Genomic DNA, 22361 nt, shown 5'->3' with positions numbered 1-22361 from the left:
CTTGTCTACTTCCGCTTGTTCCGGCCGCCCTTGTGGGTGCCGTTCTCCGTACCGTTCTCGTTGTCGTACTTCTCGTACGCGTCGACGATACGGCCGACCAGCCTGTGCCGTACGACGTCCTGGGAGGACAGGCGGGAGAAGTGCACGTCGTCGAGCCCCTCCAGGATGTCCTGGACCTGGCGCAGACCCGACTTGGTGCCGGTGGGCAGGTCGACCTGCGTCACATCACCCGTGATCACGATCTTCGAGTCGAAGCCGAGGCGGGTGAGGAACATCTTCATCTGCTCGGGGCTCGTGTTCTGGGCCTCGTCCAGGATGATAAAAGCATCATTAAGGGTCCTGCCTCGCATATACGCCAGCGGCGCCACCTCGATCGTCCCCGAAGCCATCAGCTTCGGGATCGAGTCCGGGTCCAGCATGTCGTGCAGGGCGTCGTACAGCGGGCGCAGGTACGGGTCGATCTTCTCGTAGAGGGTGCCGGGCAGGAAGCCCAGCCGCTCTCCCGCCTCGACCGCGGGGCGGGTCAGGATGATGCGGTTGACCTGCTTGGACTGCAGGGCCTGCACCGCCTTGGCCATGGCGAGGTAGGTCTTGCCGGTACCGGCGGGGCCGATGCCGAAGACGATCGTGTGCTTGTCGATCGCGTCGACGTAGCGCTTCTGGTTGAGGGTCTTGGGGCGGATGGTGCGGCCGCGCGAGGACAGGATGTTCTGTGTGAGCACTTCGGCCGGGGTCTCCTGGCCGTCGCTCGTCCCGTTCTCGCTCGCTCGCAGCATGGCGATCGAGCGTTCCACTGCGTCCTCCGTCATCGGCTGTCCGGTGCGGAGCACCAGCATCATCTCGTCGAACAGGCGCTGGACGAGGGCGACGTCCGCCGCCTCGCCTGTCGCGCTGATCTCGTTGCCCCGGACATGGATGTCGGCCGCCGGGAAGGCCTTCTCGATCACGCGCAGGAGGGAGTCGCCGGATCCCAGGACCGTGACCATGGGGTGCTGGGCGGGGACCGTGAACTGTGCTCTCGCCTGTCCCTGCGCGGGGCTGTGACCTGTGGGTGTCTGAGTCATGGGCCGGCGCTCAACGCCTGCGGTTCCTCCTCGTCATGGCCGCGCAGTGGAAGGCGGCCTCGCGGTTTCAAGGGTACGACGGTGCACTGACAACGCCGTAGGGCTTTTCGACGGTCAGGGCGCCCCGAATGCAGCGGTGAGCCCTGCATGCTCCCCCGGGGCCCCGGAAAGAATGCGCTCACTGCCCTGTGTGTTCGAAGTCCTCGACTGATCGAAGAAGGAAGACCGTGCTGCTGCGTCTGCCCACGTCCCTGCCCGAGGCACAGGAGTGTCTGACCGACGGGGCGATACCCGTCGGCGGTGCCACGCTGGTGTGGGCCGCCTGGCAACGCGACGGTTTCCCCGAGCAGGCCGTGTCGCTGCGCGAGGTTCCGGAGGCGAACGTTCTGGGGGCCGGCGAGGTGGGGGCGGCGGTCCTGCTGAACCGGATCGACGAGCGGGTGCCGGAGGTTCTGCACCGGGCTGCGTCGGGCATCGGCACCGGGGCCGTGCGCCGGGCCGCCACGGTCGGCGGGAACATCGTCGGCAGCACCCTGCGCTGTCTGCTGCCCGCGGCACTCGTCCTGGACGCCCGCGCGCGGGTGCTGGCGGCGGAGGGGCCGTTCGAGACCGACCTCGCCGAGCTGCTCGCCAAGAAGCCGCTGCTGCTGAGCCTGCACTGGCGCGATCCGCTCGTCAGCGGCTACCGCAAGGTGGCCGAGGCCCCGGGCGGCCCACCGCCCCTGGTCGTCGCCACGGCCGTCCACGCGGACGACCGCCCGGTCCTGCGCGTCGCCGTCCGCGACGGCTACGAGTTCCTGAGCGAGAGCGTGCCCTGCGACGCGGGCGCGGACAGCGTGCTCGACGTCTTGAGCGGTACGACGATAGGGGCGCTCCCCGCCGCGGCCCGCGAGGTGGTCCGTGAGCAGGTGGTGTCGGTGCTGGACCGGCCGACCGGTCCCTGAGGGACCAACCCGCCCGACGCGCCCTCGGAGGCCAACCGCTCCGCGGCGACAGGGCCCGAACCCGACCTCCCGCGGCACTGACGAGCCGACCCCCTCGACAAGCCACGGAAGCAGCCCGCCCCGCCGCAACACCACCAGGCCCCGACATCCCGCGGCACAGACAGGCCGACCCCTCGACAAGCCACGGAAGCAACCCGCCCCGCCACAACACCACCCGCCCATACCCCCGGCCCGACCTCCCGCGGCGCCCTCAGGTCGAGCGGCCGAACCCGATCGTCGGCACCGCGCGTCGTAGCGGCCAGCCCGGGGACTGCTCCTCCGGGGCCAGGTCCGCCAGGAAGGCGTAGCGTCGCAGGGCGGTCGGGTCCTGGGAGGCCACGGACTGGACCTTGCGCCACCATGCGCCGATCTCGGACCAGCCCGGCGCGGAGAGGGAGCCGCCGAACTCCTGGACGGAGAGCGCGGCGGTCAGGCCGGCGAAGGCCAGGCGGTCCGCCAGCGGCCAGCCCGCGAGGGTGCCGGTGACGAAGCCGGCCACGAAGACGTCCCCGGCGCCGGTCGGATCGAGCGCCTCGACCTCGATCGCCGGGACCTCGGCGGTCTCCCCGGTACGCCGGTCCACGGCGTACGCGCCCTCCGCGCCGAGGGTGACCACGGCCAGCGGCACATGTTCGGTGAGCGCGTGCGCGGCCTCCCGGGGGCAGGTGGCGCCGGTGTAGCGCATCGCCTCCTGCGCGTTCGGCAGGAAGGCCTCGCAGTGTTCGAGGTCGGCGAGGCCCGCCAGGTCCCACGCCCCGGTCTCGTCCCAGCCGACGTCGGCGAAGATGCGGGTGCCCTTGTGTGCCGCCTGAGCGATCCAGGGGGCACGCTTCCCCGGCTCGAGCGACGCCACCGCCGCACGCGCGCGTGGGGGGCAGTCAGGCGCGCCCTCCTGGATGAGCACGGCCTCCGGGGGCGGCTCGTGGCCGTGGGAGACCATGGTGCGTTCGCCTTCGTACGCCATCGACACGGTGACCGGGGAGTGCCAGCCGGGGACCGTCCGGGACGGGGAGAGGTCGATGCCCTCGCCCTGCTCGAGGGCGTCCCAGCAGTACTCGCCGTAGTGGTCGTCGCCGAAGGCCGCGGCCAGTGAGGTGCGCAGCCCGAGCCGGGCCAGGGCCGTGGCCATGTTCGCCACACCGCCGGGGCTCGACCCCATCCCGCGTGCCCAGGACTCGGTCCCGCGCACCGGGGCGGAGTCGAGCCCGGTGAAGATGATGTCGAGGAACACGGTGCCGGTGAGATAGACGTCCCAGGGGGGATCGTCGGGTACCCGCAGAGCTGCGAGAGGGTCGACCCGGGCCTGGCCGTGCCCGGTCCCTCCGAAGTGCGACGGTCCCTTTCCGGTGGACGCGTTGGACGCGATCACGGTGCGCTCCCTGGACGTGGTGCGGATCAGGCCAGTCTGCACCACGCCGCCGACAACGCGTCGGCGCTCACCTGCGACCCGCCCGCCACGTCAGGCCGTCGCAGGTCCCGGGCGCGCCGTCCGGGCCACGCCGGGTGTGACTCCAGGGGCCCCAGGGGCGGCGGTGACCGCCCGGCCGTCTCCGTCCGCGTCCGGATCCGCTCGTCATGCCCCGGCGAGAGGAACCGTACGTCCAGGCCCAGCCCCCTCCAGCATGCTGGGCTGAAAAGTCCCCGCCGCTACCAGCGAGGCACAACCGGCGTAACCCACTCCGGCTCGGCCACCCGCATGGCCGCAGCATCGTCCCGCTCCCGCAGCGAGCCGTCGTCATCGAGCCACCGCCGATGCAGGAACTCCAGCTTCTCCCGGTCGAGTTCGACGCCGAGGCCGGGCGCGTCGGAGACCTTCACGGCCCCGTCCTCGAACGTCAGCCGCTCGCTGAGCACGTCCTCCGACTGCCACGGATAGTGCGAGTCACAGGCGTGGTGAAGGTTGGGCACGGTGGACGCGACATGCGTCATCGCGGCGAGCGAGATCCCCAGATGTGTGTTGGAGTGCATGGACACTCCCACCCCGAACGTCCGGCAGATCGCGGCGAGTTGCTGGGTGTTCCGCAGCCCGCCCCAGTAGTGGTGGTCCGAGAGCACGACCTGGACCGCGTCCCGGGCGAACGCCTCCTTGATCTCCGCGAAGGTCGTCACACACATGTTGGTGGCCAGCGGGACCTCGGTCCCGGCGGAGACCTCGGCCATGGCCGCCGTCCCCAGCGCGGGATCCTCCAGATACTCCAGGACATCGCCGAGCTCCGCGGCCACCTTCAGCGAGGTCGACACGCTCCAGGCCCCGTTGGGGTCGAGCCGCAACGGGTGCCCGGGGAACGCCTCGGCCAGCGCCCTGATCGCCGCGATCTCCTCGTCCGGCGGGAACACTCCGCCCTTGAGCTTGAAGGATGTGAAGCCATAGCGCTCCGTGAACAACCGGGCCTGCTCGACCACCCCCGCGGGGTCGACAGCCGCCCCCCAGTCGTCCTTCTCGGAGGCGACGCCCTCGGGATGGGAGGCCCACTTGTAGAACAGGTACGCGCTGTACTCGACCGCGTCGCGCACCTTGCCCCCGAGCAGCGCGTGCACCGGCAGCCCGAGGGCCTTGCCCAGCGCGTCGAGACACGCGACCTCGAACCCGGAGACCACGGACAACCGCAGCTTGTCGGCCGTCTGCACCCCTCGCAGCCCACCGACGTCGACCTGTCCGGAGACCCGGGAGGAATCGACGGCCACTTGGTCGGCGACGGTGAACAGCCCGTTCAGGTCACCGACCTGACGTCTGATCAGCTTCGACGCGAACGGCCTTGCGAGTTCCAGGTACTTGGTGTCGCCGTACGTCTCCCCGACCCCGGTGACCCCGTCGGCGGTCTCGACCTCGACGATCAGCCGGGGCGTGTACGGCTGGTGGACGCCCTGCGTGTTCAGCAGGGGCGGATCGGCGACGAGGATCGGCGTGAGACGGACGTCGGTGATCGTGAGGTTCACAGGTCGGCTCCTACGAGGTCGAGTCCGGAGGCCAGCAGCCGCTCGAGGTCCGCCAGGTCGGCGGCCGACGGATCGGTGAGCGGCGCGCGCACGGGACCGACCGGGCGCCCCCGCAGCCGTGCCGCCGCCTTCACCAGCGAGACGGCGTATCCGGGCACGCGGTCGCGGAGTTCGACGAGCGGAACGTAGAAGTCGCGCAGCAGCTTCTCGACCGTGCCGTCGTCGCCGTCGCGCAGGGCGGTGAAGAAGGTGTTCGCGATCTCGGGGGCGAAGGCGTGGACGGCCGAGGAGTAGGCGGGGACCCCGACGGTGGCGTAGGCGCGGGCCTGGATCTCGGCGGTGGAGGCGCCGTTGAAGAACAGGAAGCCTTCTGGGGCGGCGAGCGTGAGGCGCTGGAGCCGGTCGAGGTCGCTGTGTCCGTCCTTGAGCCCGATGACACCGGGGATGTCGGCGACCCGCCTGAACGCGTCCACGCCGAAGGCGACCTGACCACGCTGGTAGGCGATGAGCGGCAGCCGCGTCCGCGCCGCGATCTGCTCCAGCTGCGCGACCAGCCCGTCCTGCGGGGCGGCGACCAGGTAGTGCGGCAGGACCAGCAGCGCGTCCGCGCCCGCCTCCTCGGCGATCCGGGCGAAACGAACGGCCTGCGCCCAGCCGTAGCCGGTTCCGGCGACGACGGGCAGCCGGCCGCCGGCCTCCTCCACCGCGATGGTGACGACCTGCCGGTACTCGTCCTCGTCCAGCGAGAAGAACTCACCGGTGCCGCAGGCCGGGAAGAGCGCGCCGGGGCCGGTGGCGATCTGGGCGGCGACATGGGCGCGGAAGCCGTCCGGGTCGAGGGTGCCGCCGTCGTGGAAGCTCGTGAGCGGGAACGACAGCACACCGCGTGCCATGCCGTCCCGCAGTCGTCGGGCCGTGTCCGGGTCGAGGGTCACCCTCGCTCATCTCCCCATGTAGATAATATCTACGTATGGAGATGAAGGTTAGATAGGCGAATCCCGTCCGTCAATGGGTCGGCGCGGGCTTTGCCGGGCCCACTACCATCGGCGCATGTCAGAGACAGGTGGCGTCCGCGAGGTGAAGTCGGCGGCCCGCACCGTCGAGCTCCTCGAACTGCTGGCCGCGCGAGGCGACCGCCCGGCACGGCTCCAGGAGCTCGCGGACGCGCTGGCGGTGCCGCGCAGTTCGATGTACGCGCTGCTCCAGACCCTGATCTCGCGCGGCTGGGTCCGCACCGACGTCACCGGCTCGCTCTACGGCATCGGCATCCACGCCCTGCTCACCGGCACCAGCTATCTGGACTCCGACCCGCGCGTGCGGGTCGTACGGCCGTATCTCGACGAGGCGTCCCAGGCGCTGGGCGAGACGATCCACATGGGCCGGCTCGACGGCCGGGACGTGGCCTATCTGGCGACGCGCGAGTCGCACGAATACCTGCGGACGATCAGCAGGGTGGGCCGCCGGCTGCCCGCGCACGTCGGCGCGCTGGGCAAGGCGCTGCTGGCGGAGTGGCCCGACGAGAGGCTCCCCGAGGGGCCGTACGAGGCACTCACCCCGAACTCCCACACCACCCGCGAGTCCCTGCTGGCCGACCTCACCGAAGTCCGCGCACGCGGCTACTCGATCGACCGCGAGGAAGGCGTCCTCGGCATCGTCGGCTTCGGGTTCTGTCTGCGCTACGACTCCCCCGCGCAGGACGCCATCAGCTGCTCGGTCCCGGTCGCCCGGCTGACGCCGGACCACGAGCAGCAGATCATCGCCGTGATGCGCGAGATCAGAGGCAAGATCGAGGCGACGGCACCGGGCGCGGGCGGGGCTCCCAGTTGGCGTTAGGCGGGCACCCGGGCGCGTTCTGCTACCCGGCTTCCCTCACCCCAAACGAAACGTGAGCCACATCACGCAGTCTGGGCTTCTTCAGCAACCGCGTGCTTGATACAAATTCTTCGCGCGTTCCTGTCCGTCGACGGCCTGCGCCAACCCCCTTCTTGAGCCGCTTCTTTCGCATGCCCTGGGAACGCCCGTGTCCGCCCGCACCACCCTGCCCTGGCCCCTCGTTGCCCTTTTCACGGCCGGGTACCTCGCCCCCTACCTCCTCCCCACCACCGTCGGCAGGCTCGACTCGGGGCTTGCGCTCACCGCCACCGAGGCGGGTGCCGTCGGCAGCGCGCTGCTGCTGAGTTCGGCGGCGGCAGGCTTCCTGCTCGCCTCCCGCGTCGACCGTGTGGGCCCCCGCACCCTCGCCCGCATCGGCCTCACCCTCGCCGTCCTCGGCTACGGCGGTGCCGCCCTCGCCCACGCCGTCCCGGCCGTCGTCGTGGGCGCGCTGATCGGCGGCTTCGGATCCGGTACGTCGACGGCTGTGGCCGCCACCGGCATCGCCGCCCAGCCGGACCCGCACCGCATCACCACGGTCGGTCTCCTCGGCGTCTCCGCCCTCGCGGGCGCCGTCTACCTGACCGTCCCCCACCTGGGCGCCGGTCACGGCCAGCCCTTGGCCGCGATCGCCCTCACCGCGCTGGCCGTCTGGCCCCTGACAGGCCGTCTCCCCCTCGCCACCGCCCCCGCCCGAAGCCGGGAGACGCGCGCCCCGCTCCCCCACCTCCGCGCCGGCCTCCTCCTCGCCGGCACCCTGCTCTGCTGGTCCCTCGCCCAGAACGCCCTCTGGGGCGTCAGCGGCCGCATCGGCCTCACCCAGGCCCACCTCTCCGAGGCGACCGTCGGCGCGGTCTTCGCGATCGCGCTCGGCGCGGGCCTGCTGGGCGTCGTCGGCGCGGGCGCGCTGGGCCCACGCCTCGGCCGTGCGCTTCCCATCGGCGGCGGCACCGTCCTCATCGCAGCCTGCATCACCCTCAGCGCCTCGGCGACCGACCTGACGTCCTTCGCGTCCGGCGAGATCGCCTGGAACACGCTCTACCCGATCGTCCTGTCGTACGTCATCGGCCTGGCCGCCTCCCTGGACCCCCGCGGCCGCTGGGCGGTCCTGGTCGGCTCGGCATCCTCGCTGGGCACGGCGGCGGGCCCGCTGACCGGCAGCCTGCTGGCCACGCAGGCCGGCTTCCCGGCGATGGGGACGGTCCTGGCCGTCGGCCTGCTGCTGATCGCCGGACCGATGACGGCGGTGGCGACGGGTGCGGGCAGGCGTCAACTCCCGGTGGTGGAGATCCCGGTGGAGACCCAGGCCTACGACAAAGCAACGGCCGCATAGGTGCCGCCTCAGAACTCGTAAGCCTCGACTTCCGCGAGATACCGGGCCCTCAGCTCCTCGTCATGCTCCAGGAAGGACGCGAGGAAGGAGTTGCGGGCCAGCTCCCGCAACCGTTCCTCGCCCAGGCCCAGCGCCGAGCGCACCGCGTCGAAGTTGTCCCCCGCATACCCCCCGAAGTACGCCGGGTCGTCGGAGTTCACCGTGCAGAGCAACCCGGCGTCCAGCATCGCCGGCAACGGATGGTCGGCGAGCACGTCGACCGTACGCAGCCGCACGTTGGACAACGGACACAAGGTCAGCGGGACCCGGTCCCGCACCAGCCGCGCGACCAGCTCCGGAGACTCCATGCACCGCAGCCCGTGGTCGATCCGCTCCACCCCGAGCACGTCCAGCGCCTCGACGATGTACTCCGGCGGCCCCTCCTCCCCGGCGTGCGCCACCCGCCGCAGCCCCAGCGCCGCCGCGGCCTGGTACACCTCGCGGAACTTCGCCGGAGGATGCCCCACCTCGGCGGAGTCCAGCCCGACACCGACGATCCGGTCGAGATACGGCTTGGCGGCTTCGAGGGTCTCGAGAGCGGACTGCGCGGACTCGTCCCGCAGGAAGCACATGATCAGCTGCGTGGAGACGCCGTGCACGTCCTCGCTGCGGGACAGCGCCCGCGACAGCCCCTCGACGACCGTCCCCATCTGCACGCCCCGCGCGAGGTGCGCCTGCGGGTCGAAGAAGATCTCCGCGTGCCGCACTCCCTGCGCGGCGGCCCGGGCGAGATAGGCGTTCGCCAGGTCCTCGAAGTCCCGCTCGGTGCGCAGGACGGCCATGAGCTCGTAGTACAGGTTCAGAAAGGACTGGAGGTCCTCGAACCGGTACGCCTTGCGGAGCGCGTCCGTGTCGGCGTACGGCAGCTCGACGCCGTTGCGCGCGGCGAGCTCGAAAGCCAGCTCCGGCTCCAGGGTGCCTTCGATGTGCAGGTGCAGTTCAGCTTTGGGGAGGGACATCAAAGCATCGTACGGCTGCTTTATCGCCGTTTCGGAACCGGGACCCGCAGGAGGTCGTGGGCCACGGTCAGCTCGCCCTCGTAGCCCGCCGCCCGCGCCTGCCGCTCGAACTCCTCCGGTTCGGAGTAGCGCTGACTGAAGTGCGTGAGCACGAGATGCCGTACGTCCGCGTCGCGGGCCACCCTCGCGGCCTGACCGGCGGTCAGGTGGCCGTGCTCGACGGCGAGTTGCTCGTCCTCGTCGAGGAAGGTCGACTCGATGACGAGCAGGTCGCAGCCGTCCGCGAGGGCGTGGACGCCGTCGCAGAGGCGGGTGTCCATGACGAACGCGAACCGCTGACCGCGGCGGACCTCGCTGACGTCGTCGAGGGAGACGCCGTTCAAAGAGCCCTCCCTCTGGATCCGTCCGACGTCGGGCCCCTTGATGCCGTGCGCGGCGAGGCGGTCGGGGAGCATGCGGCGGCCGTCGGCTTCCGTGAGGAGATAGCCGTAGGACTCGACGGGATGGGAGAGCTTGCGGGCCTGGAGGGTGTAGCCGCCGGTCCGTGCGATGACCCCGTCCTCGGCGACCGGGGCCTCGGTGAGCCGGACGGTCTCCCGGTATGCCGTCGCGTACCGCAGCCGGTCGAAGAAGCGCTGTCCCGACTTCGGGTAGTGGGCGGTGATCTCGTGCGGGACCCGGTCGAGGTTGATGCGCTGGATCACGCCCGCGAGGCCGAGGGAGTGGTCGCCGTGGAAGTGGGTGACACAGATCCGGTTGATGTCGTGGGCGGCGACCCCGGCGCGCAGCATCTGACGCTGGGTGCCCTCGCCGGGGTCGAAGAGGATGCCCTCGCCGTCCCACCGCAGCAGGTAGCCGTTGTGGTTGCGGTGCCTTGTGGGGACCTGGCTGGCTGTGCCGAGGACGACCAGTTCACGTACGGACACGGTGGGTTATCCGGGCGGCCAGTGCAGACCGCGGCCGCCGAGCACGTGGGCGTGGGCGTGCCAGACGGTCTGGCCGGCGCCGCTGCCGGTGTTGAAGACCGTGCGGTAGCTCTCCAGCTTCTCGTCGTCGGCGACGGCCTGGGTCTCGCGGAGGACGTCGGCGGCGAGCTCGGGCGCGGCGGCGGCGAGCACCGCGGCGGTCTCGTAGTGGGCCTTGGGGATCACCAGGATGTGGGTGGGAGCCTGGGGGTTGATGTCCCGGAAGGCGACGGTGGTGTCCGTCTCCCGGACGATCGTCGCCGGGATGTGGCCTTCGACGATCTTGCAGAACAGGCAGTCGCCCTGGGGTTCCCCTGGCATGGTGTTCCTTTCGCCTCGGATCTCGGGGGCATCTTAGTCAGGCAGAGTGGGCGGAATCTTGGCAGGACTGGTCTCCAGTGCCTCCAGGGCGATCCGCACCGCCTCGTCCAGCTGCATGTCCCTGCCCGCCGCGTAGTCCTGCGGCCTCTGCACGACCTCGACGTCGGGGTCGACCCCGTGGTTCTCCACGCCCCACTCGTAACCCTCCAGCCAGAACGCGTACTTGGGCTGGGTGATCAACGTGCCGTCGACCAGGCGGTAGCGGCTGTCGATGCCGATGACCCCGCCCCAGGTGCGCGTTCCCACCACCGGGCCGATGCCCAGCGCCTTGATCGCCGCGTTGACGATGTCGCCGTCGGATCCCGAGAACTCGTTCGCCACCGCCACGACGGGACCGCGCGGCGCGTCCCTCGGATAGCTGTAGGCGCGCATGCCGCGCGGCAGCGCCCAGCCGACGATCCGGCGGGCCAGCTTCTCGACGACCAGCTGGGAGGTGTGGCCGCCGCGGTTCTCCCGGACGTCGACCACGAGCCCCTCGCGGGCCACCTCGACCCGCAGGTCGCGGTGGATCTGGGCCCAGCCCGGGGCCTGCATGTCCGGGACGTGCAAATACCCCAGCCGTCCGCCGGACTTCTCGTGGACGTAGGCGCGGCGGTCGGCGACCCAGGCGTGGTAGCGCAGGGGTTCCTCGTCGGAGATCGGTACGACGACCGCGTGCCGCAGCTCGCCGCCGCCGGACGGGGAGATGGTGAGCTCGGTCGGTTTGCCCGCCGTGCCGACCAGGAGCGGGCCGGGACCCGTGACCGGGTCGACCGGGTGGCCGCCGACCGCGACGATCGCGTCCCCGGCGCGGACCGCGACGCCGGGGGCGGCGAGCGGGGAGCGGGCGTCGGGGTCGGAGGTCTCGGTCGGCAGGATGCGGTCGATGCGCCACTGTGCCGCCCCCTGGGGGCCGTCCTCGTGGCGGGAGATGTCGGCGCCGAGCAGGCCCTGGCGGGGGCCGTGGCCGTGGCCGCCGCGGGGGGTGACGTAGGCGTGGGAGGTGCCGAGTTCGCCGTGCACCTCCCACAGGAGGTCGACGAGGTCGTCGTGGGTGGCCAGCCGGTCCAGGACGGGGCGGTAGCGGTCGAGCACGCCGTTCCAGTCGACACCGCTCATGTCCGGGCGCCAGAAGTGGTCGCGCATGATGCGGCCGGTCTCCGCGTACATCTGGCGCCACTCGGCCGACGGGTCGACGGTCTGGCGGATGCGGCCGAGGTCGACGGAGATGTTCGTGTCGCTGTCGTCGTCGTTCGAGGCACGGCGGTCGCTCGGTACGACCTTCAGGCGGCCGTCGGTCCACAGCAGGACCCGCTTGCCGTCGCCGCTGACGGCGAAGTGGTCGGCGTCGGCGGCCAGGTGTTCGAGGCGCTGCTGGGCGAGGTCGTAGCGCTGGAGGTCGGTCTTGGGGTCGGGGTCGTCCGGGGTGGCCCGGGAGGAGCCGAGGACGCCCTGGACGGGGTGGCGCAGCCACAGCACGCCGTCCTTGGCCGCGCGGAGGTTGGAGTAGCGGCCGGCCTCCACCGGGAAGGGCACGATCCGGTCGGCGAGGCCCTCGAGGTCGATACGGGTGGCCGGGGTGCCCTCGCTGTCGGGGGTCTCGTCCTTGTCGGGCGCCTCGAAGGGGCGGCCGTGGCGCTGCGGGCCGAACGGGGACGGGGTGGTCGCGGCCAGGGTGATCAGGTGCGGGCGGTCGCCGACCACGAAGGCGAGGTCGAAGACGTGCTCGTCGTACACCGGGTCGAAGGAGCGGTTGGACAGGAACGCCAGGTGCTTGCCGTCGAGGGTGAAGGCGGGGGCGTAGTCCTGGAAGCGCAGCGGGGTCGCCTCGGTGACCGACAGGTCGGTGGTGTTGGCGAGGCGGAGCTGGCAGAGAGGCTCGGGGCCGGGGTGCGACCAGGCGAGCCAGGCCGAGTCGGGCGAGAAGGTCAGCCCCCGCACGTCGCCGTCCTCGCTGCGGTCGACCTCGCGGACCTCGCCGGTCTCCCGCTCGACGAGCAGCACACGGCCGTCGTGCGCGGCGACCGCGGCCCGGCTGCCGTCGGGGGCCATGGCGAGACCCAGGACGCGGCCGAGCTGTCCCGCGGCGAGGCGGCGCGGGGTGGCGCCGGGGGCGAGGCCGGTGGCGGGCGCGAACTCCAGGGCGTCGTCGCCCTCCGCGTCCGTCACCCACACCACCCACTCCTCGCCCTCCGTGCGGAAGGTGCGCGGCAGCCGGGCCCGGACGCCGGGTTCGGCGGCGAGGGCGCGGGCCGGGCCCGAGCGGTGGGTGACCCAGTGGACGGCTCCGCGCACCGCGACCGCGCTGCCGCGCGCGGTGTGGTCGGGGGCGGCCGAGCCGAACCAGCGGGAGGCGTCCACCGGGAACGGCTGGCGGTCGGCACGCTGTCCGCCGAGCCGGACCTCCAGGCGGCGCGGTTCGGCGCCGTCGAGGTCGTCGAGGATCCACAGCTCGCCTGCCGAGGTGTAGACGACCCGGGTGCCGTCGCCCGCCGCGTGCCGGGCGTAGTAGCTGTCGAGGGGCGTGTGCCGTCGCAGGTCGGAGCCGTCGGCGAGGGAGGAGTAGACGGCCCCGGTGCCCTCGTGGTCCGAGAGGAAGGCGATCCGGTCGCCCGCCCACACGGGGTACTCCAGGTTTCCGTCCAGCTCCTCATGCAGGCGTACGAATTCGCCGTCGCCCTCGGGATCGATCCACAGCTTGCCCGCCGTACCGCCCCGGTACCGCTTCCACCAGGCCGCCTCCCGGCCCATGGGCGCGGAGAGGATCACGGTCGCCGGTCCGTACGCGACCTGGCCGACGGGCCCGTACGGCAGGGTGGTGCCGGGGCCGCCGTCGAGCGGGACGGTGTGCGCCCAGCTGCGGCGCAGGCTGGCCTGGCCGTGGGTGGTGATCGCGAGGACCTCGCCGTCCGGGGTCCAGCCGCGCACCTGGGTGCGTGCGCTGCCCCAGTGGGTCAGCCTCCTGGACGGTCCGCCGTCGACCGGGGCGATGTGCACCTCCGGGGCGCCGTCGCGGGCGGATGTCCAGGCGACGGTCGTGCCGTCGGGCGAGATACGGGGGTGGGTGACCGGCACGTTGTCCGCGCTGACCCGCCAGGCGCGCCCGCCGTCGAGCGGCGCGAGCCACACGTCGTCCTCGGCGGTGAAGGCCACCAGCTCGCCCTGCAGATGCGGAAACCGGAGATATGCAGACGTCGCAGGCTGTGTCACCCGATCACCCTATGCACGGTCGGTCCCCGTGCACAGAGGTTTCGATCACTTGCCGTCGGGCCAGCACTGCGGGTCGTTCTGGCACCAGATCGTCTTCGTGACGGTCACGGTGACGGTCGGGCCGGGCTGTCGCGGGTTGTTGACCGGCGGGGTGGGCGTGGCGTTGCAGTCGCCGAGCCCCTCCACGTGAAACCACTGCCTGCCGCCGACGGTGGCGGTGAGGTCCCCGCGCACACATGCGCCGCTGACGGTCCGGGTCACCTTGCCCTTGACGGTGATGTCCTTGCCGTCCCGTGTCTTCCCGTCGCAGTCGACGGTGGCGACGGTGTTCACACTGGAACTCGGGGTCCGGTCGCCGTTGTCGTACGAGGCCGTGCAGGTCAGCCAACTCACGTCGGCCTTCTGCCGGTTCAGCTCCTTGGTGACCAGCTGGTCGGTGGTGTACGACACGGTCGCGGAGCTGACCACGCCGGTCGGATCACACGCGGCGACCCCACCCACGGCCAGCACGGCAACCCCCATCACACCCGCTGCTCGCACCCCGCGCGGCCGACGCCAGTTCCGTCTCAACGCCACCATGCACGGCAGCCTGCCACTGTCCCGCCCGGGACGGTAGGGCGCATACGGCCACCTGTGCGCCGGTCGGGCTGCGGTGGGCGGATGCGCAAGGACCGCCTCGCGAGAAGGCTCGTCGTGGACGACCGGACGACCTACCTGTGGAGCGTGCGCCACAAGCACCGGGATGGGGAGGCCCGCCGCGACGTCCTCAACCTGTCCCTCGACGGCGCCCTCACCCGGATCGTCTTCCGGCAGGGCGAGCGCGGCGGCGTCTCCGACGGCCGCTCATACGTCGGCTGTGTGGCGACCGGCCCCGGGAAGCTGCTCAACCTGCGCGAACCCGGTGTCGTACGTCATTTCGTCGACGAGTTGAGAGCCCGCGGACTTCTGCCGGGGACGGCCGAGTTGGACGGCTGGGATCTGTTCGACGCGGTGCTCAGGCGCGCAGCAGCAGCCACTCCTGCAGCTCCACCAGGTTGCCCTCCGGGTCCTTGAGGTGGGCGACGCGCATCCGGTCCGTCATCGGGGACGGGCCGTGCAGCACGGTGGCACCGCGGGACGCGATCTGCTCGCAGTAGGTGTCCAGGGCGTCGACGCGGAGCACGACCAGGGAGCGGTGTCCGGTGGCCGTGTCGCCCAGTTCGCCGAGGACCGCCGCCATCATCGACCGGTCCTGAAGGGCGATTCCCGCCGAGCCGGTGGCGGGGCTGAACTTCTCGTACGGCCCACCCGTCGCCCCCGACTGGGGCTTGAGGCCGAGGACCTCGGCGTAGAAGCGGTAACAGGCGGCGAAGTCGGTGACGAGCAGGCGTACTTGGGCGAGTTCCACAGACGTCCTTCCAGAGGTCAGGACCAGCGGCCGGTGCGGCCGAGGAGCAGAGCGGTCGCCGCGGTTCCGGCGGTCGAGGTACGCAGCACGGTCGGCCCGAGGACGTAGGCGCGCGCACCGGCCTCCTCGAAGAGCGCCAACTCGTCCTTGGCTACGCCGCCTTCGGGGCCGACGACCAGCACGATCTCGCCCTCGTCGGGGAGTTCGGCGGTGGCCAGCGGCTCGCTGCCGCGCTCGAAGTCGGAGTGGAGCACGGCGGCGAAGTCGGCTTTGGCGAGAAGCGCGGCAACCTGTTTGGTCGTCGCCGCGTCCGCGATCTCCGGGAAGCGGACCCGGCGGGACTGCTTGCCGGCCTCGCGGGCGGTGGCCCGCCACTTGGCGAGCGCCTTCAGGCCCCGGTCGCCCTTCCACTGGGTGATGCAGCGGGCCGCCTGCCAGGGCACGACGGCATCGACGCCGACCTCGGTCATGGTCTCGACGGCGAGTTCACCGCGGTCGCCCTTGGGGAGGGCCTGGACGACGGTGATCCGGGGCTGTGCCCGGGGTTCCTCCGCCACCGAGTCCAGCTGGACGATCAGCCGGTCCTTGCCCTCGGTGCCGAGCACCACGCAGTCGGCCCAGCGCCCGGCCCCGTCCGTGAGGATGACGTCCTCGCCTGGCTGGAGCCGCTTCACGGAGACGGCGTGGCGGCCTTCGGGGCCGTCGAGGACGTAGTGTCCGCCGCCGCCCGCGTCGAAGTGCTCGACCACGAACACCGGGGCGGTCATCGCAGGTCCCCCGTGTCTGACAACGCTGTCCTGGCGGCGTCGAGTTCGGCGGCGAGTATCTCCACCAGCTGTCCCGCGGGCACCTCGCGTGCCATCCGGTGCCCCTGGCCCGCCCACAGCGCCATGCCCTGCGGGTCCTTGGCCTTGGCGGCGGCCTTCCTGAGCGGGGCGGTGAGGTGGTGGACCTCGGGGTAGGCGGCGGGCGCGTACGGTCCGTGCTCGCGCAGGAAACGGTTGACCAGGCCACGGGCCGGTCTGCCGGAGAAGGCGCGGGTCAACTCGGTGCGGGCGTAGAGGGGGTTGGTCAGCGCCTGCTTGTGCACGTCGTGGGCGCCGGACTCGTGCGTGGCGAGGAACGCCGTGCCGAGCTGGGCCGCGCTCGCGCCCGCGGCGAGGACGGCGGCGATCTGGCTGCCGCGCATGATGCCGCCGGCGGCGACGATCGGGATGGTCACCGTCTCCCGGATCTGGGCGACGAGGGAGAGGAGTCCGAGGCCGGAGCCGTCCTGCTCGGGGAGGTCCCGGTGGGTGCCCTGGTGACCGCCGGCCTCCACACCCTGCGCGATGACGGCGTCGGCGCCCGCGTACTGCACGGCGAGGGCCTCTTCGGGGGTGGTCGCGGTGACGAGGGTGAAGGTGCCGGCGCGGCGCAGCGACTCCAGGGTCTCGCTGCTCGGGATGCCGAAGTGGAAGGAGGCCGCCGGAACGGGGTTGTCGAGAAGTACGGCGAGTTTGGCGTCGTACCCGTCGTCACGGCCGCTGTCGGGGTCGCCGAGCTCGGTCTCGTACCACGTGGCCTCGCCCGCGAGCTGATGGGCGTAGACCTCGACGGCCGCGGGGTCGGCGTACTCGGGCTGCGGCATGAACAGGTTGACCCCGAAGGGCAGCCCGGTCAGCCCGCGCAGCTGCTTGATCTCCTGGTACAACCCGTCGGCCGTCTTGTACCCGGCGGCGAGGAACCCGAGCCCGCCCGCCTCGGACACGGCGGCGGCGAGCCGCGGCACGGAGACGCCGCCCGCCATGGGGGCCTGCACGATCGGATGACGGAAGAGACCGGTCAGCGCGGAGGACATGACGGCATGTTGTCACGTCCTCCGAACAAGTCCGAATCGGGCCTTCGCCAGCTCACGTACGACCGTTGAACGCGTCCTTCAACCGCGAGAACAGCCCCTGCTGACCGGGCTGACTGTGGCTGCCCGGGGGACGACCCCCGGACCCCCGGCAGTCGTCCCACAGCTCACGTACGACCGTTGAACGCATCCTTCAACCGGGAGAACAGCCCCTGCTGCCCCGGCTGGAACTGCCCCGTGGGCCGTTCCTCGCCGCGCAGCTTCGCCAGCTCGCGCAGCAGGCGCTCCTGCTCGGGGTCCAGCTTGGTCGGGGTCTGGACCTCGACGTGGACGATGAGGTCGCCCCGGCCGCCGCCGCGCAGGTGGGTGACGCCCCGGCTGTGCAGCGGGATCGACTGGCCGGACTGGGTACCGGGCCGGATGTCGACCTCCTCCATGCCGTCCAGCGTCTCCAGCGGCACCTTCGTGCCGAGCGACGCCGCCGTCATCGGGAGCGTGACCGTGCAGTGCAGGTCGTCGCCGCGCCGCTGGAACTGCGAGTGCGGGAGTTCGTGGATCTCGACATAGAGGTCACCGGCGGGACCGCCACCGGGACCGACCTCGCCCTCACCCGCGAGCTGGATCCGCGTGCCGTTGTCCACACCGGCCGGGATCTTCACGGTCAGCGTGCGGCGCGAGCGGACCCGGCCGTCGCCGGCGCACTCCGGGCACGGGGTCGGGACCACGGTGCCGAAGCCCTGGCACTGCGGGCACGGCCGGGACGTCATGACCTGGCCCAGGAAGGACCGCGTCACCTGCGACACCTCACCGCGGCCGCGGCACATGTCGCACGTCTGGGCGGAGGTACCCGGCGCCGCGCCCTCACCACTGCAGGTGGTGCAGACGATCGCCGTGTCGACCTGGATGTCCTTCGTGGTGCCGAAGGCCGCCTCGTCGAGCTCGATCTCGAGGCGGATCATCGCGTCCTGGCCGCGCCGGGTGCGCGAGCGCGGACCCCGCTGCGACGCCGTACCGAAGAACGCGTCCATGATGTCCGAGAAGTTCCCGAACCCACCGGCCCCGAAGCCGCCCGCGCCACCGCCGCCGGCCTGCGAGAGCGGGTCGCCGCCGAGGTCGTAGACCTGCTTCTTCTGCGGGTCCGACAACACCTCGTAGGCGGCGTTGATCTCCTTGAACCGCTCCTGGGTCTTCGGATCCGGGTTGACGTCCGGATGCAGCTCGCGTGCGAGCCGACGGAACGCCTTCTTGATCTCATCCTGCGACGCGTCGCGGCGCACGCCGAGAACGGCGTAGTAGTCCGTGGCCACTTACGACTCCGCCAGGATCTGTCCGACGTACCGTGCCACTGCGCGTACCGCTCCCATCGTTCCCGGGTAATCCATGCGGGTCGGTCCGACCACGCCGAGCTTGGCGACTGCCTCGTTGCCCGAACCGTAGCCGACCGACACCACTGAAGTGGAGTTGAGTCCCTCGTAGGCGTTCTCGTGACCGATGCGTACGGTCATGCCCGAATCCCCCGCCTCGCCAAGGAGTTTGAGGAGGACGACCTGCTCCTCCAGAGCCTCCAGGACGGGCCGGATGGTGAGGGGAAAGTCATGTCCGAAGCGGGTGAGATTGGCGGTGCCGCCGATCATCAGCCGCTCCTCGTTCTCCTCGACGAGTGTCTCCAGAAGGGTGGAGAGCACTGTCGTGACCGTACCCCTGTCCTCGACGTCGAAGCCTTCGGGCAGGTCCTCGACCAACCGCGGCACATCGGCGAACCGCCGCCCCGCGACCCTGCTGTTGAGCCGGGCCCGCAGATCGGCGAGCGAGGCCTCCCCGAAGGGCGCCGGGCAGTCGACCATGCGCTGCTCGACCCGGCCGGTGTCCGTGATCAGCACGAGCATCACACGCGCGGGGGCGAGCGAGAGCAGTTCCACATGCCGCACGGTCGAGCGGGTCAGGGACGGGTACTGCACGACGGCGACCTGCCGGGTCAGCTGCGCGAGCAGCCGCACGGTCCGGGCCACGACGTCGTCGAGGTCCACCGCGCCGTCGAGGAAGTTCTGGATGGCGCGCCGCTCCGGCGCGGTCATCGGCTTGACGCCCGCCAGCTTGTCGACGAACAGCCGATAGCCCTTGTCGGTCGGGATCCGCCCGGCACTGGTGTGCGGCTGGGCGATGAACCCCTCGTCCTCCAGGGCCGCCATGTCGTTGCGCACGGTCGCCGGGGAGACGCCGAGGTTGTGCCGCTCGGTCAGGGCCTTCGACCCGACCGGCTCCTCGGTGCCGACGTAGTCCTGGACGATGGCGCGCAGCACCTGGAGCCTGCGTTCACTCAGCATCGCGCACACCTCCAGAGGTCGTTCCCTTGGCGCCTCGCCTGGCACTCTGTCCGTCCGAGTGCCAGCGCTCCCCGGCCAGTGTACGGCGGTGGGGTAGTCCCTGGGCAAGGCTGGTCCCGGCGTGACGCGTTGTAGGGCTAGCGTCGCGGTATGACGGTGACTTGGGAAGAGCTGGGGTGGGAGCGGGTCGCGACCGGGGTGGGGCGGTGCCGGCTGCCCGGCTGGGACTGCACGGCGGGCCTGGTGATCGGCGAGGGGACGGCCCTGCTGATCGATTCCGGCTCCGGCCTCGCGGAGGGCGCCCGTCTGCGCGCACAGGCCGAGGAACTCGCCGGCCATCGTGTGACCCATCTCGCGCTCACCCACCCCCACTTCGATCATGTCTTCGGGGCGGCGGCGTTCGCGGGGGCGGAGGTGTTCGGCGCGGTGGGCGTGGAGACGGTGCTGAGGGGACGGCTCGGCCGTGCGGAGCTGCGGGCGGACGCGCTGCGCAACGGACTGGACCCGGAGGTGGCCGACGAGGCGGTGGACGCCCTCGTCTCGCCCCGGCACCACGTCTCCGGCGAGTGGACGCTCGACCTGGGCGGCGGCCGCCAGGCGCTGCTGGCGAACGTCGGCCCCGGCCACACCGCCCACGACCTCGCCGTCCTCGTCCCCGGCTCCCCGGAGGTCGTCTTCTGCGGCGACCTGGTCGAGGAGTCAGGCGAACCGCAGGCGGGCCCGGACGCCGTACCGCCGCACTGGCCCGCCGCGCTGGACCGGCTGCTGGACCTGGGCGGCGAGGACGCGCTGTACGTGCCCGGTCACGGAGCGGTGGTGGACGCGGCGTTCGTCCGGGCGCAGCGGGACGCGCTGGCGGCCCGCTTCGGCGTGTCGTGATGACTCCCGCGCCGCTTCTCCTATCGTCATCCGAATGCGCCAGTACTCCGCCGACCTGACCCCTCCGTGGAAGAAGCCCAAGCCGGTGCCGGAGGTCCCCGCCGAGCCCGGCCTGGTGGTCGAGGAACCGGGGACGGGTTTCTGCGGCGCGGTGATCCGCTGCGAGGCGGGCACGGTGACGCTGGAGGACCGCTTCGGCAAGCACCGGGTGTTCCCGCTGGAGCCGCGCGGTTTCCTCCTGGAGGGGCGGGTGGTGACGCTGGTGAAGCCGTCGGGCGCTTCGGGCGCTGCTGTACGGCCCACCCGTACCGCGTCCGGCTCGGTGGCCGTCCCCGGCGCCCGCGCACGCGTGGCCCGCGCGGGCCGTATCTACGTCGAGGGCCGCCACGACGCGGAACTGGTGGAGAAGGTCTGGGGCGACGACCTGCGCATCGAGGGCGTGGTCGTGGAGTACCTGGAGGGCGTGGACGACCTCCCGTCGATCGTGGCCGAGTTCGCGCCCGGCCCGGACGCCCGCCTCGGCGTCCTGGTCGACCACTTGCTCCCCGGCACCAAGGAGTGGCGCATCGCACAGGAGGTGACGAGCGAGCACGCCCTGGTCGTCGGCCATCCGTACATCGACATCTGGGAGGCGGTGAAGCCGTCCTCCCTGGGCATCGAGGCATGGCCCCGGGTACCGCACGGCCAGGACTGGAAGACGGGCGTGTGCCGGGCGCTGGGCTGGCCGCCGGAGAACACGGGCGCGGTGTGGCAGGCGATCCTGAAGCGGGTGGGCTCCTACAAGGACCTGGAGCCGGAGCTGCTGGGCCGGGTGGAGGAACTGATCGACTTCGTCACGGCGCCGTAGCGGATACGCGCGGCGAGTCTGCGGGGCGGGCGGGTCGTACGGCTGCGGGCCGGTGGGAACTGCGCGACCAGCCACAACGAACCCGCAGCCGCCACACAACCCGACGCGTCACCCCCACCAGGCGCCTAATCCACCAGATCCCGCACCACCGCGTCCGCCAGCAACCGCCCCCGGAGCGTCAGTACAGCCCGGCCCTCCCCGTAGGGCGCCTCCTCGAGCAGGCCCTCCCCCAGCGCACGCCGAGAGGCGGCCAGGCCCTCCTCGCGCAGCAGCGACAGGGGCGCACCCTCCCGCAGCCGCAGCTCCAGCAGAATCCGCTCGACCCGCCGGTCCTCGTCCGACAGCAGCTCACGCCCTGCCCCCGGAGACTTCCCGGAGGCCAGCGCCGCCGCGTACGCGCCAGGATGCTTCACGTTCCACCAGCGCACCCCGCCCACGTGCGAGTGCGCCCCGGGCCCGGCCCCCCACCAGTCCGCGCCCCGCCAGTACAGCTCGTTGTGCAGGCACCGGCCCGCCTCGGACGTGGCCCAGTTCGACACCTCGTACCAGTCGAAACCGGCCTCCGCCAGCACCGAGTCCGCGATCAGATACCGGTCCGCGTGCACGTCGTCGTCCGTCATCGGCACCTCGCCCCGGCGGATACGGCGGGCCAGCTGGGTGCCCTCCTCGACGATCAGCGCGTACGCCGACACGTGATCCGGTCCGGCCCCGATCGCCGCCTCCAGGGACGCCCGCCAGTCGTCGTCCGACTCTCCGGGCGTGCCGTAGATCAGATCCAGGTTGACATGCGAGAACCCCGCCGCCCGCGCCTCCGCCACGCACGCCTCCGGCCGCCCGGGTGTGTGCGTACGGTCCAGCACCCTGAGCACATGCTGGCGCGCGCTCTGCATCCCGAAGGAGACCCGGTTGAAGCCGCCCTCCCGCAGCTCGGCCAGGTACGCCGGGTCCACCGACTCCGGGTTCGCCTCGGTCGTGACCTCCGCGTCCGCGGCCAGCCCGAACTCGTCACGGATCGCCCCCAGCATCCGTACCAGATCCCCGGCGGCCAGCAGCGTGGGCGTACCGCCGCCGACGAACACCGTACGGACCGGGCGCGGGTCGTCACCGAGGACCTTCCGCGCCAGCCGGATCTCGTCGACCAGCGTCTCCGCGTAGTTGTCGCGGGAGGCCAGCACCCCGCCCGAACCGCGCAGCTCGGTCGCGGTGTAGGTGTTGAAGTCGCAGTAGCCGCAGCGGGTCGCGCAGTAGGGGACGTGCAGATAGAAGCCGAGCGGGCGGTCGGCGGACCCGGTGAGCGCGGACGCGGGGAGTGAGCCGTCGTCGGGGACGGGTTCGCCGTCGGGGAGTGCGGAAGGCATGTCCCTC

General features: G+C 71.8%; 21 protein-coding genes. 6 read left to right on the top strand and 15 right to left on the bottom strand.

Annotated elements, in window-relative coordinates; genetic code table 11:
• Window positions 1-5 precede the first annotated feature (5 nt).
• A complete protein-coding gene (locus AQJ46_RS11140; protein ID WP_079072213.1) occupies window positions 6-1064 on the bottom strand; it encodes a PhoH family protein in 1059 nt (352 codons plus the stop codon).
• A 227-nt stretch (window positions 1065-1291) separates the two neighbouring features.
• On the opposite strand from AQJ46_RS11140, the gene AQJ46_RS11135 reads away from it, so the two are divergent.
• On the top strand, window positions 1292-2008 hold the full coding sequence (locus tag AQJ46_RS11135; RefSeq protein WP_059205399.1) for an FAD binding domain-containing protein: 717 nt from the start codon (window positions 1292-1294) through the stop codon (window positions 2006-2008).
• Window positions 2009-2258: 250 nt separating this feature from the next.
• Here the strand turns inward: AQJ46_RS11135 and AQJ46_RS11130 are convergent, their stop codons facing one another.
• From AQJ46_RS11130 to AQJ46_RS11120, 3 genes are all read right to left on the bottom strand, one after another.
• Window positions 2259-3416, bottom strand: a complete 1158-nt coding sequence (locus AQJ46_RS11130) for a carbohydrate kinase family protein (protein ID WP_059205833.1) — start codon at window positions 3414-3416, stop codon at window positions 2259-2261.
• Window positions 3417-3694: 278 nt separating this feature from the next.
• Window positions 3695-4984, bottom strand: coding sequence for a glucarate dehydratase family protein (locus tag AQJ46_RS11125; protein WP_059205398.1), 1290 nt, complete (start codon window positions 4982-4984; stop codon window positions 3695-3697).
• Entirely contained in the window at window positions 4981-5919 is a 939-nt protein-coding gene (locus tag AQJ46_RS11120; protein ID WP_059205397.1) for a 5-dehydro-4-deoxyglucarate dehydratase, read from the bottom strand. The genes AQJ46_RS11125 and AQJ46_RS11120 overlap by 4 nt, the downstream gene beginning before the upstream one ends.
• A 115-nt stretch (window positions 5920-6034) precedes the next feature.
• Between AQJ46_RS11120 and AQJ46_RS11115 the strand changes: the two genes are divergently transcribed.
• Together AQJ46_RS11115 and AQJ46_RS11110 are read left to right on the top strand one after the other, a co-directional pair.
• A complete protein-coding gene (locus AQJ46_RS11115) occupies window positions 6035-6817 on the top strand; it encodes an IclR family transcriptional regulator (RefSeq protein ID WP_059205832.1) in 783 nt (260 codons plus the stop codon).
• 187 nt (window positions 6818-7004) lie between these two features.
• The gene (locus AQJ46_RS11110; protein ID WP_059205396.1) at window positions 7005-8189 is read left to right on the top strand and encodes an MFS transporter; all 1185 of its coding nucleotides are present in this window, start codon (window positions 7005-7007) and stop codon (window positions 8187-8189) included.
• A gap of 8 nt (window positions 8190-8197) precedes the next feature.
• Here the strand turns inward: AQJ46_RS11110 and AQJ46_RS11105 are convergent, their stop codons facing one another.
• The 5 genes from AQJ46_RS11105 to AQJ46_RS11085 are packed head-to-tail and all read right to left on the bottom strand — an operon-like array spanning window position 8198 to window position 14301.
• Window positions 8198-9187, bottom strand: a complete 990-nt coding sequence (locus tag AQJ46_RS11105; protein WP_059205395.1) for an adenosine deaminase — start codon at window positions 9185-9187, stop codon at window positions 8198-8200.
• A gap of 20 nt (window positions 9188-9207) precedes the next feature.
• A complete protein-coding gene (locus tag AQJ46_RS11100) occupies window positions 9208-10113 on the bottom strand; it encodes a ribonuclease Z (RefSeq protein ID WP_059205394.1) in 906 nt (301 codons plus the stop codon).
• A 6-nt stretch (window positions 10114-10119) separates the two neighbouring features.
• The gene (locus AQJ46_RS11095) at window positions 10120-10473 is read right to left on the bottom strand and encodes a histidine triad nucleotide-binding protein (RefSeq protein WP_059205393.1); all 354 of its coding nucleotides are present in this window, start codon (window positions 10471-10473) and stop codon (window positions 10120-10122) included.
• A gap of 33 nt (window positions 10474-10506) precedes the next feature.
• Window positions 10507-13722: a S41 family peptidase gene (locus AQJ46_RS11090; RefSeq protein ID WP_059205392.1), complete on the bottom strand. Its 3216-nt coding sequence runs from the start codon at window positions 13720-13722 to the stop codon at window positions 10507-10509.
• A 45-nt stretch (window positions 13723-13767) separates the two neighbouring features.
• The gene (locus AQJ46_RS11085) at window positions 13768-14301 is read right to left on the bottom strand and encodes a hypothetical protein (protein WP_059205391.1); all 534 of its coding nucleotides are present in this window, start codon (window positions 14299-14301) and stop codon (window positions 13768-13770) included.
• A gap of 81 nt (window positions 14302-14382) precedes the next feature.
• Here AQJ46_RS11085 and AQJ46_RS52020 point away from each other — a divergent pair, with 81 nt between their 5' ends.
• Window positions 14383-14775: a hypothetical protein gene (locus AQJ46_RS52020; RefSeq protein WP_079072212.1), complete on the top strand. Its 393-nt coding sequence runs from the start codon at window positions 14383-14385 to the stop codon at window positions 14773-14775.
• Here AQJ46_RS52020 and AQJ46_RS11080 read toward each other — a convergent pair.
• The 5 genes from AQJ46_RS11080 to hrcA all read right to left on the bottom strand — a co-directional run bounded on the left by AQJ46_RS11080 (window position 14717) and on the right by hrcA (window position 19270).
• A complete protein-coding gene (locus tag AQJ46_RS11080) occupies window positions 14717-15109 on the bottom strand; it encodes a VOC family protein (protein ID WP_057615844.1) in 393 nt (130 codons plus the stop codon). The two genes, AQJ46_RS52020 and AQJ46_RS11080, sit on opposite strands and share 59 nt — an antisense overlap.
• A gap of 17 nt (window positions 15110-15126) precedes the next feature.
• The gene (locus AQJ46_RS11075; protein ID WP_059205390.1) at window positions 15127-15876 is read right to left on the bottom strand and encodes a 16S rRNA (uracil(1498)-N(3))-methyltransferase; all 750 of its coding nucleotides are present in this window, start codon (window positions 15874-15876) and stop codon (window positions 15127-15129) included.
• Window positions 15873-16949: a nitronate monooxygenase gene (locus tag AQJ46_RS11070; RefSeq protein ID WP_059205389.1), complete on the bottom strand. Its 1077-nt coding sequence runs from the start codon at window positions 16947-16949 to the stop codon at window positions 15873-15875. Before AQJ46_RS11070 ends, AQJ46_RS11075 begins: the two co-directional genes overlap by 4 nt.
• A gap of 164 nt (window positions 16950-17113) precedes the next feature.
• Window positions 17114-18253: a molecular chaperone DnaJ gene (gene dnaJ, locus AQJ46_RS11065; RefSeq protein ID WP_007381949.1), complete on the bottom strand. Its 1140-nt coding sequence runs from the start codon at window positions 18251-18253 to the stop codon at window positions 17114-17116.
• Window positions 18254-19270, bottom strand: coding sequence for a heat-inducible transcriptional repressor HrcA (gene hrcA / locus AQJ46_RS11060; RefSeq protein WP_057615852.1), 1017 nt, complete (start codon window positions 19268-19270; stop codon window positions 18254-18256).
• 150 nt (window positions 19271-19420) lie between these two features.
• On the opposite strand from hrcA, the gene AQJ46_RS11055 reads away from it, so the two are divergent.
• Both AQJ46_RS11055 and AQJ46_RS11050 read left to right on the top strand, forming a co-directional pair.
• Complete coding sequence (locus AQJ46_RS11055) at window positions 19421-20149, top strand: MBL fold metallo-hydrolase (RefSeq protein ID WP_059205388.1); 729 nt, start codon at window positions 19421-19423, stop codon at window positions 20147-20149.
• 34 nt (window positions 20150-20183) lie between these two features.
• Window positions 20184-20996: a DUF3097 domain-containing protein gene (locus AQJ46_RS11050; RefSeq protein WP_059205387.1), complete on the top strand. Its 813-nt coding sequence runs from the start codon at window positions 20184-20186 to the stop codon at window positions 20994-20996.
• Between the two features lie 125 nt (window positions 20997-21121).
• Here AQJ46_RS11050 and hemW read toward each other — a convergent pair whose 3' ends face one another.
• The gene (gene hemW, locus AQJ46_RS11045; protein ID WP_059205386.1) at window positions 21122-22354 is read right to left on the bottom strand and encodes a radical SAM family heme chaperone HemW; all 1233 of its coding nucleotides are present in this window, start codon (window positions 22352-22354) and stop codon (window positions 21122-21124) included.
• Between the last annotated feature and the right edge of the window lie 7 nt (window positions 22355-22361).

Origin of the sequence: Streptomyces canus (assembly GCF_001514145.1) — a bacterium.
In the GTDB taxonomy this organism is placed as follows: Bacteria; Actinomycetota; Actinomycetes; order Streptomycetales; family Streptomycetaceae; genus Streptomyces; species Streptomyces canus.
The sequence above is the reverse complement of the archived record's forward strand: the minus strand, read 5'-3'. Positions and strand labels throughout refer to the sequence as shown.

What these genes read in the sequence shown, in the direction of transcription:
- AQJ46_RS11140 (WP_079072213.1), bottom strand. Translation starts at nt 1,064, where the DNA reads ATGACTCAGACACCCACAGGTCACAGCCCCGCGCAGGGACAGGCGAGA.
- AQJ46_RS11115 (WP_059205832.1), top strand. Translation starts at nt 6,035, where the DNA reads ATGTCAGAGACAGGTGGCGTCCGCGAGGTGAAGTCGGCGGCCCGCACC.
- AQJ46_RS11105 (WP_059205395.1), bottom strand. Translation starts at nt 9,187, where the DNA reads ATGTCCCTCCCCAAAGCTGAACTGCACCTGCACATCGAAGGCACCCTG.
- AQJ46_RS11095 (WP_059205393.1), bottom strand. Translation starts at nt 10,473, where the DNA reads ATGCCAGGGGAACCCCAGGGCGACTGCCTGTTCTGCAAGATCGTCGAA.
- AQJ46_RS11085 (WP_059205391.1), bottom strand. Translation starts at nt 14,301, where the DNA reads ATGGTGGCGTTGAGACGGAACTGGCGTCGGCCGCGCGGGGTGCGAGCA.
- AQJ46_RS52020 (WP_079072212.1), top strand. Translation starts at nt 14,383, where the DNA reads ATGCGCAAGGACCGCCTCGCGAGAAGGCTCGTCGTGGACGACCGGACG.
- AQJ46_RS11075 (WP_059205390.1), bottom strand. Translation starts at nt 15,876, where the DNA reads ATGACCGCCCCGGTGTTCGTGGTCGAGCACTTCGACGCGGGCGGCGGC.
- AQJ46_RS11070 (WP_059205389.1), bottom strand. Translation starts at nt 16,949, where the DNA reads ATGTCCTCCGCGCTGACCGGTCTCTTCCGTCATCCGATCGTGCAGGCC.
- hrcA (WP_057615852.1), bottom strand. Translation starts at nt 19,270, where the DNA reads ATGCTGAGTGAACGCAGGCTCCAGGTGCTGCGCGCCATCGTCCAGGAC.
- AQJ46_RS11055 (WP_059205388.1), top strand. Translation starts at nt 19,421, where the DNA reads ATGACGGTGACTTGGGAAGAGCTGGGGTGGGAGCGGGTCGCGACCGGG.
- AQJ46_RS11050 (WP_059205387.1), top strand. Translation starts at nt 20,184, where the DNA reads ATGCGCCAGTACTCCGCCGACCTGACCCCTCCGTGGAAGAAGCCCAAG.
- hemW (WP_059205386.1), bottom strand. Translation starts at nt 22,354, where the DNA reads ATGCCTTCCGCACTCCCCGACGGCGAACCCGTCCCCGACGACGGCTCA.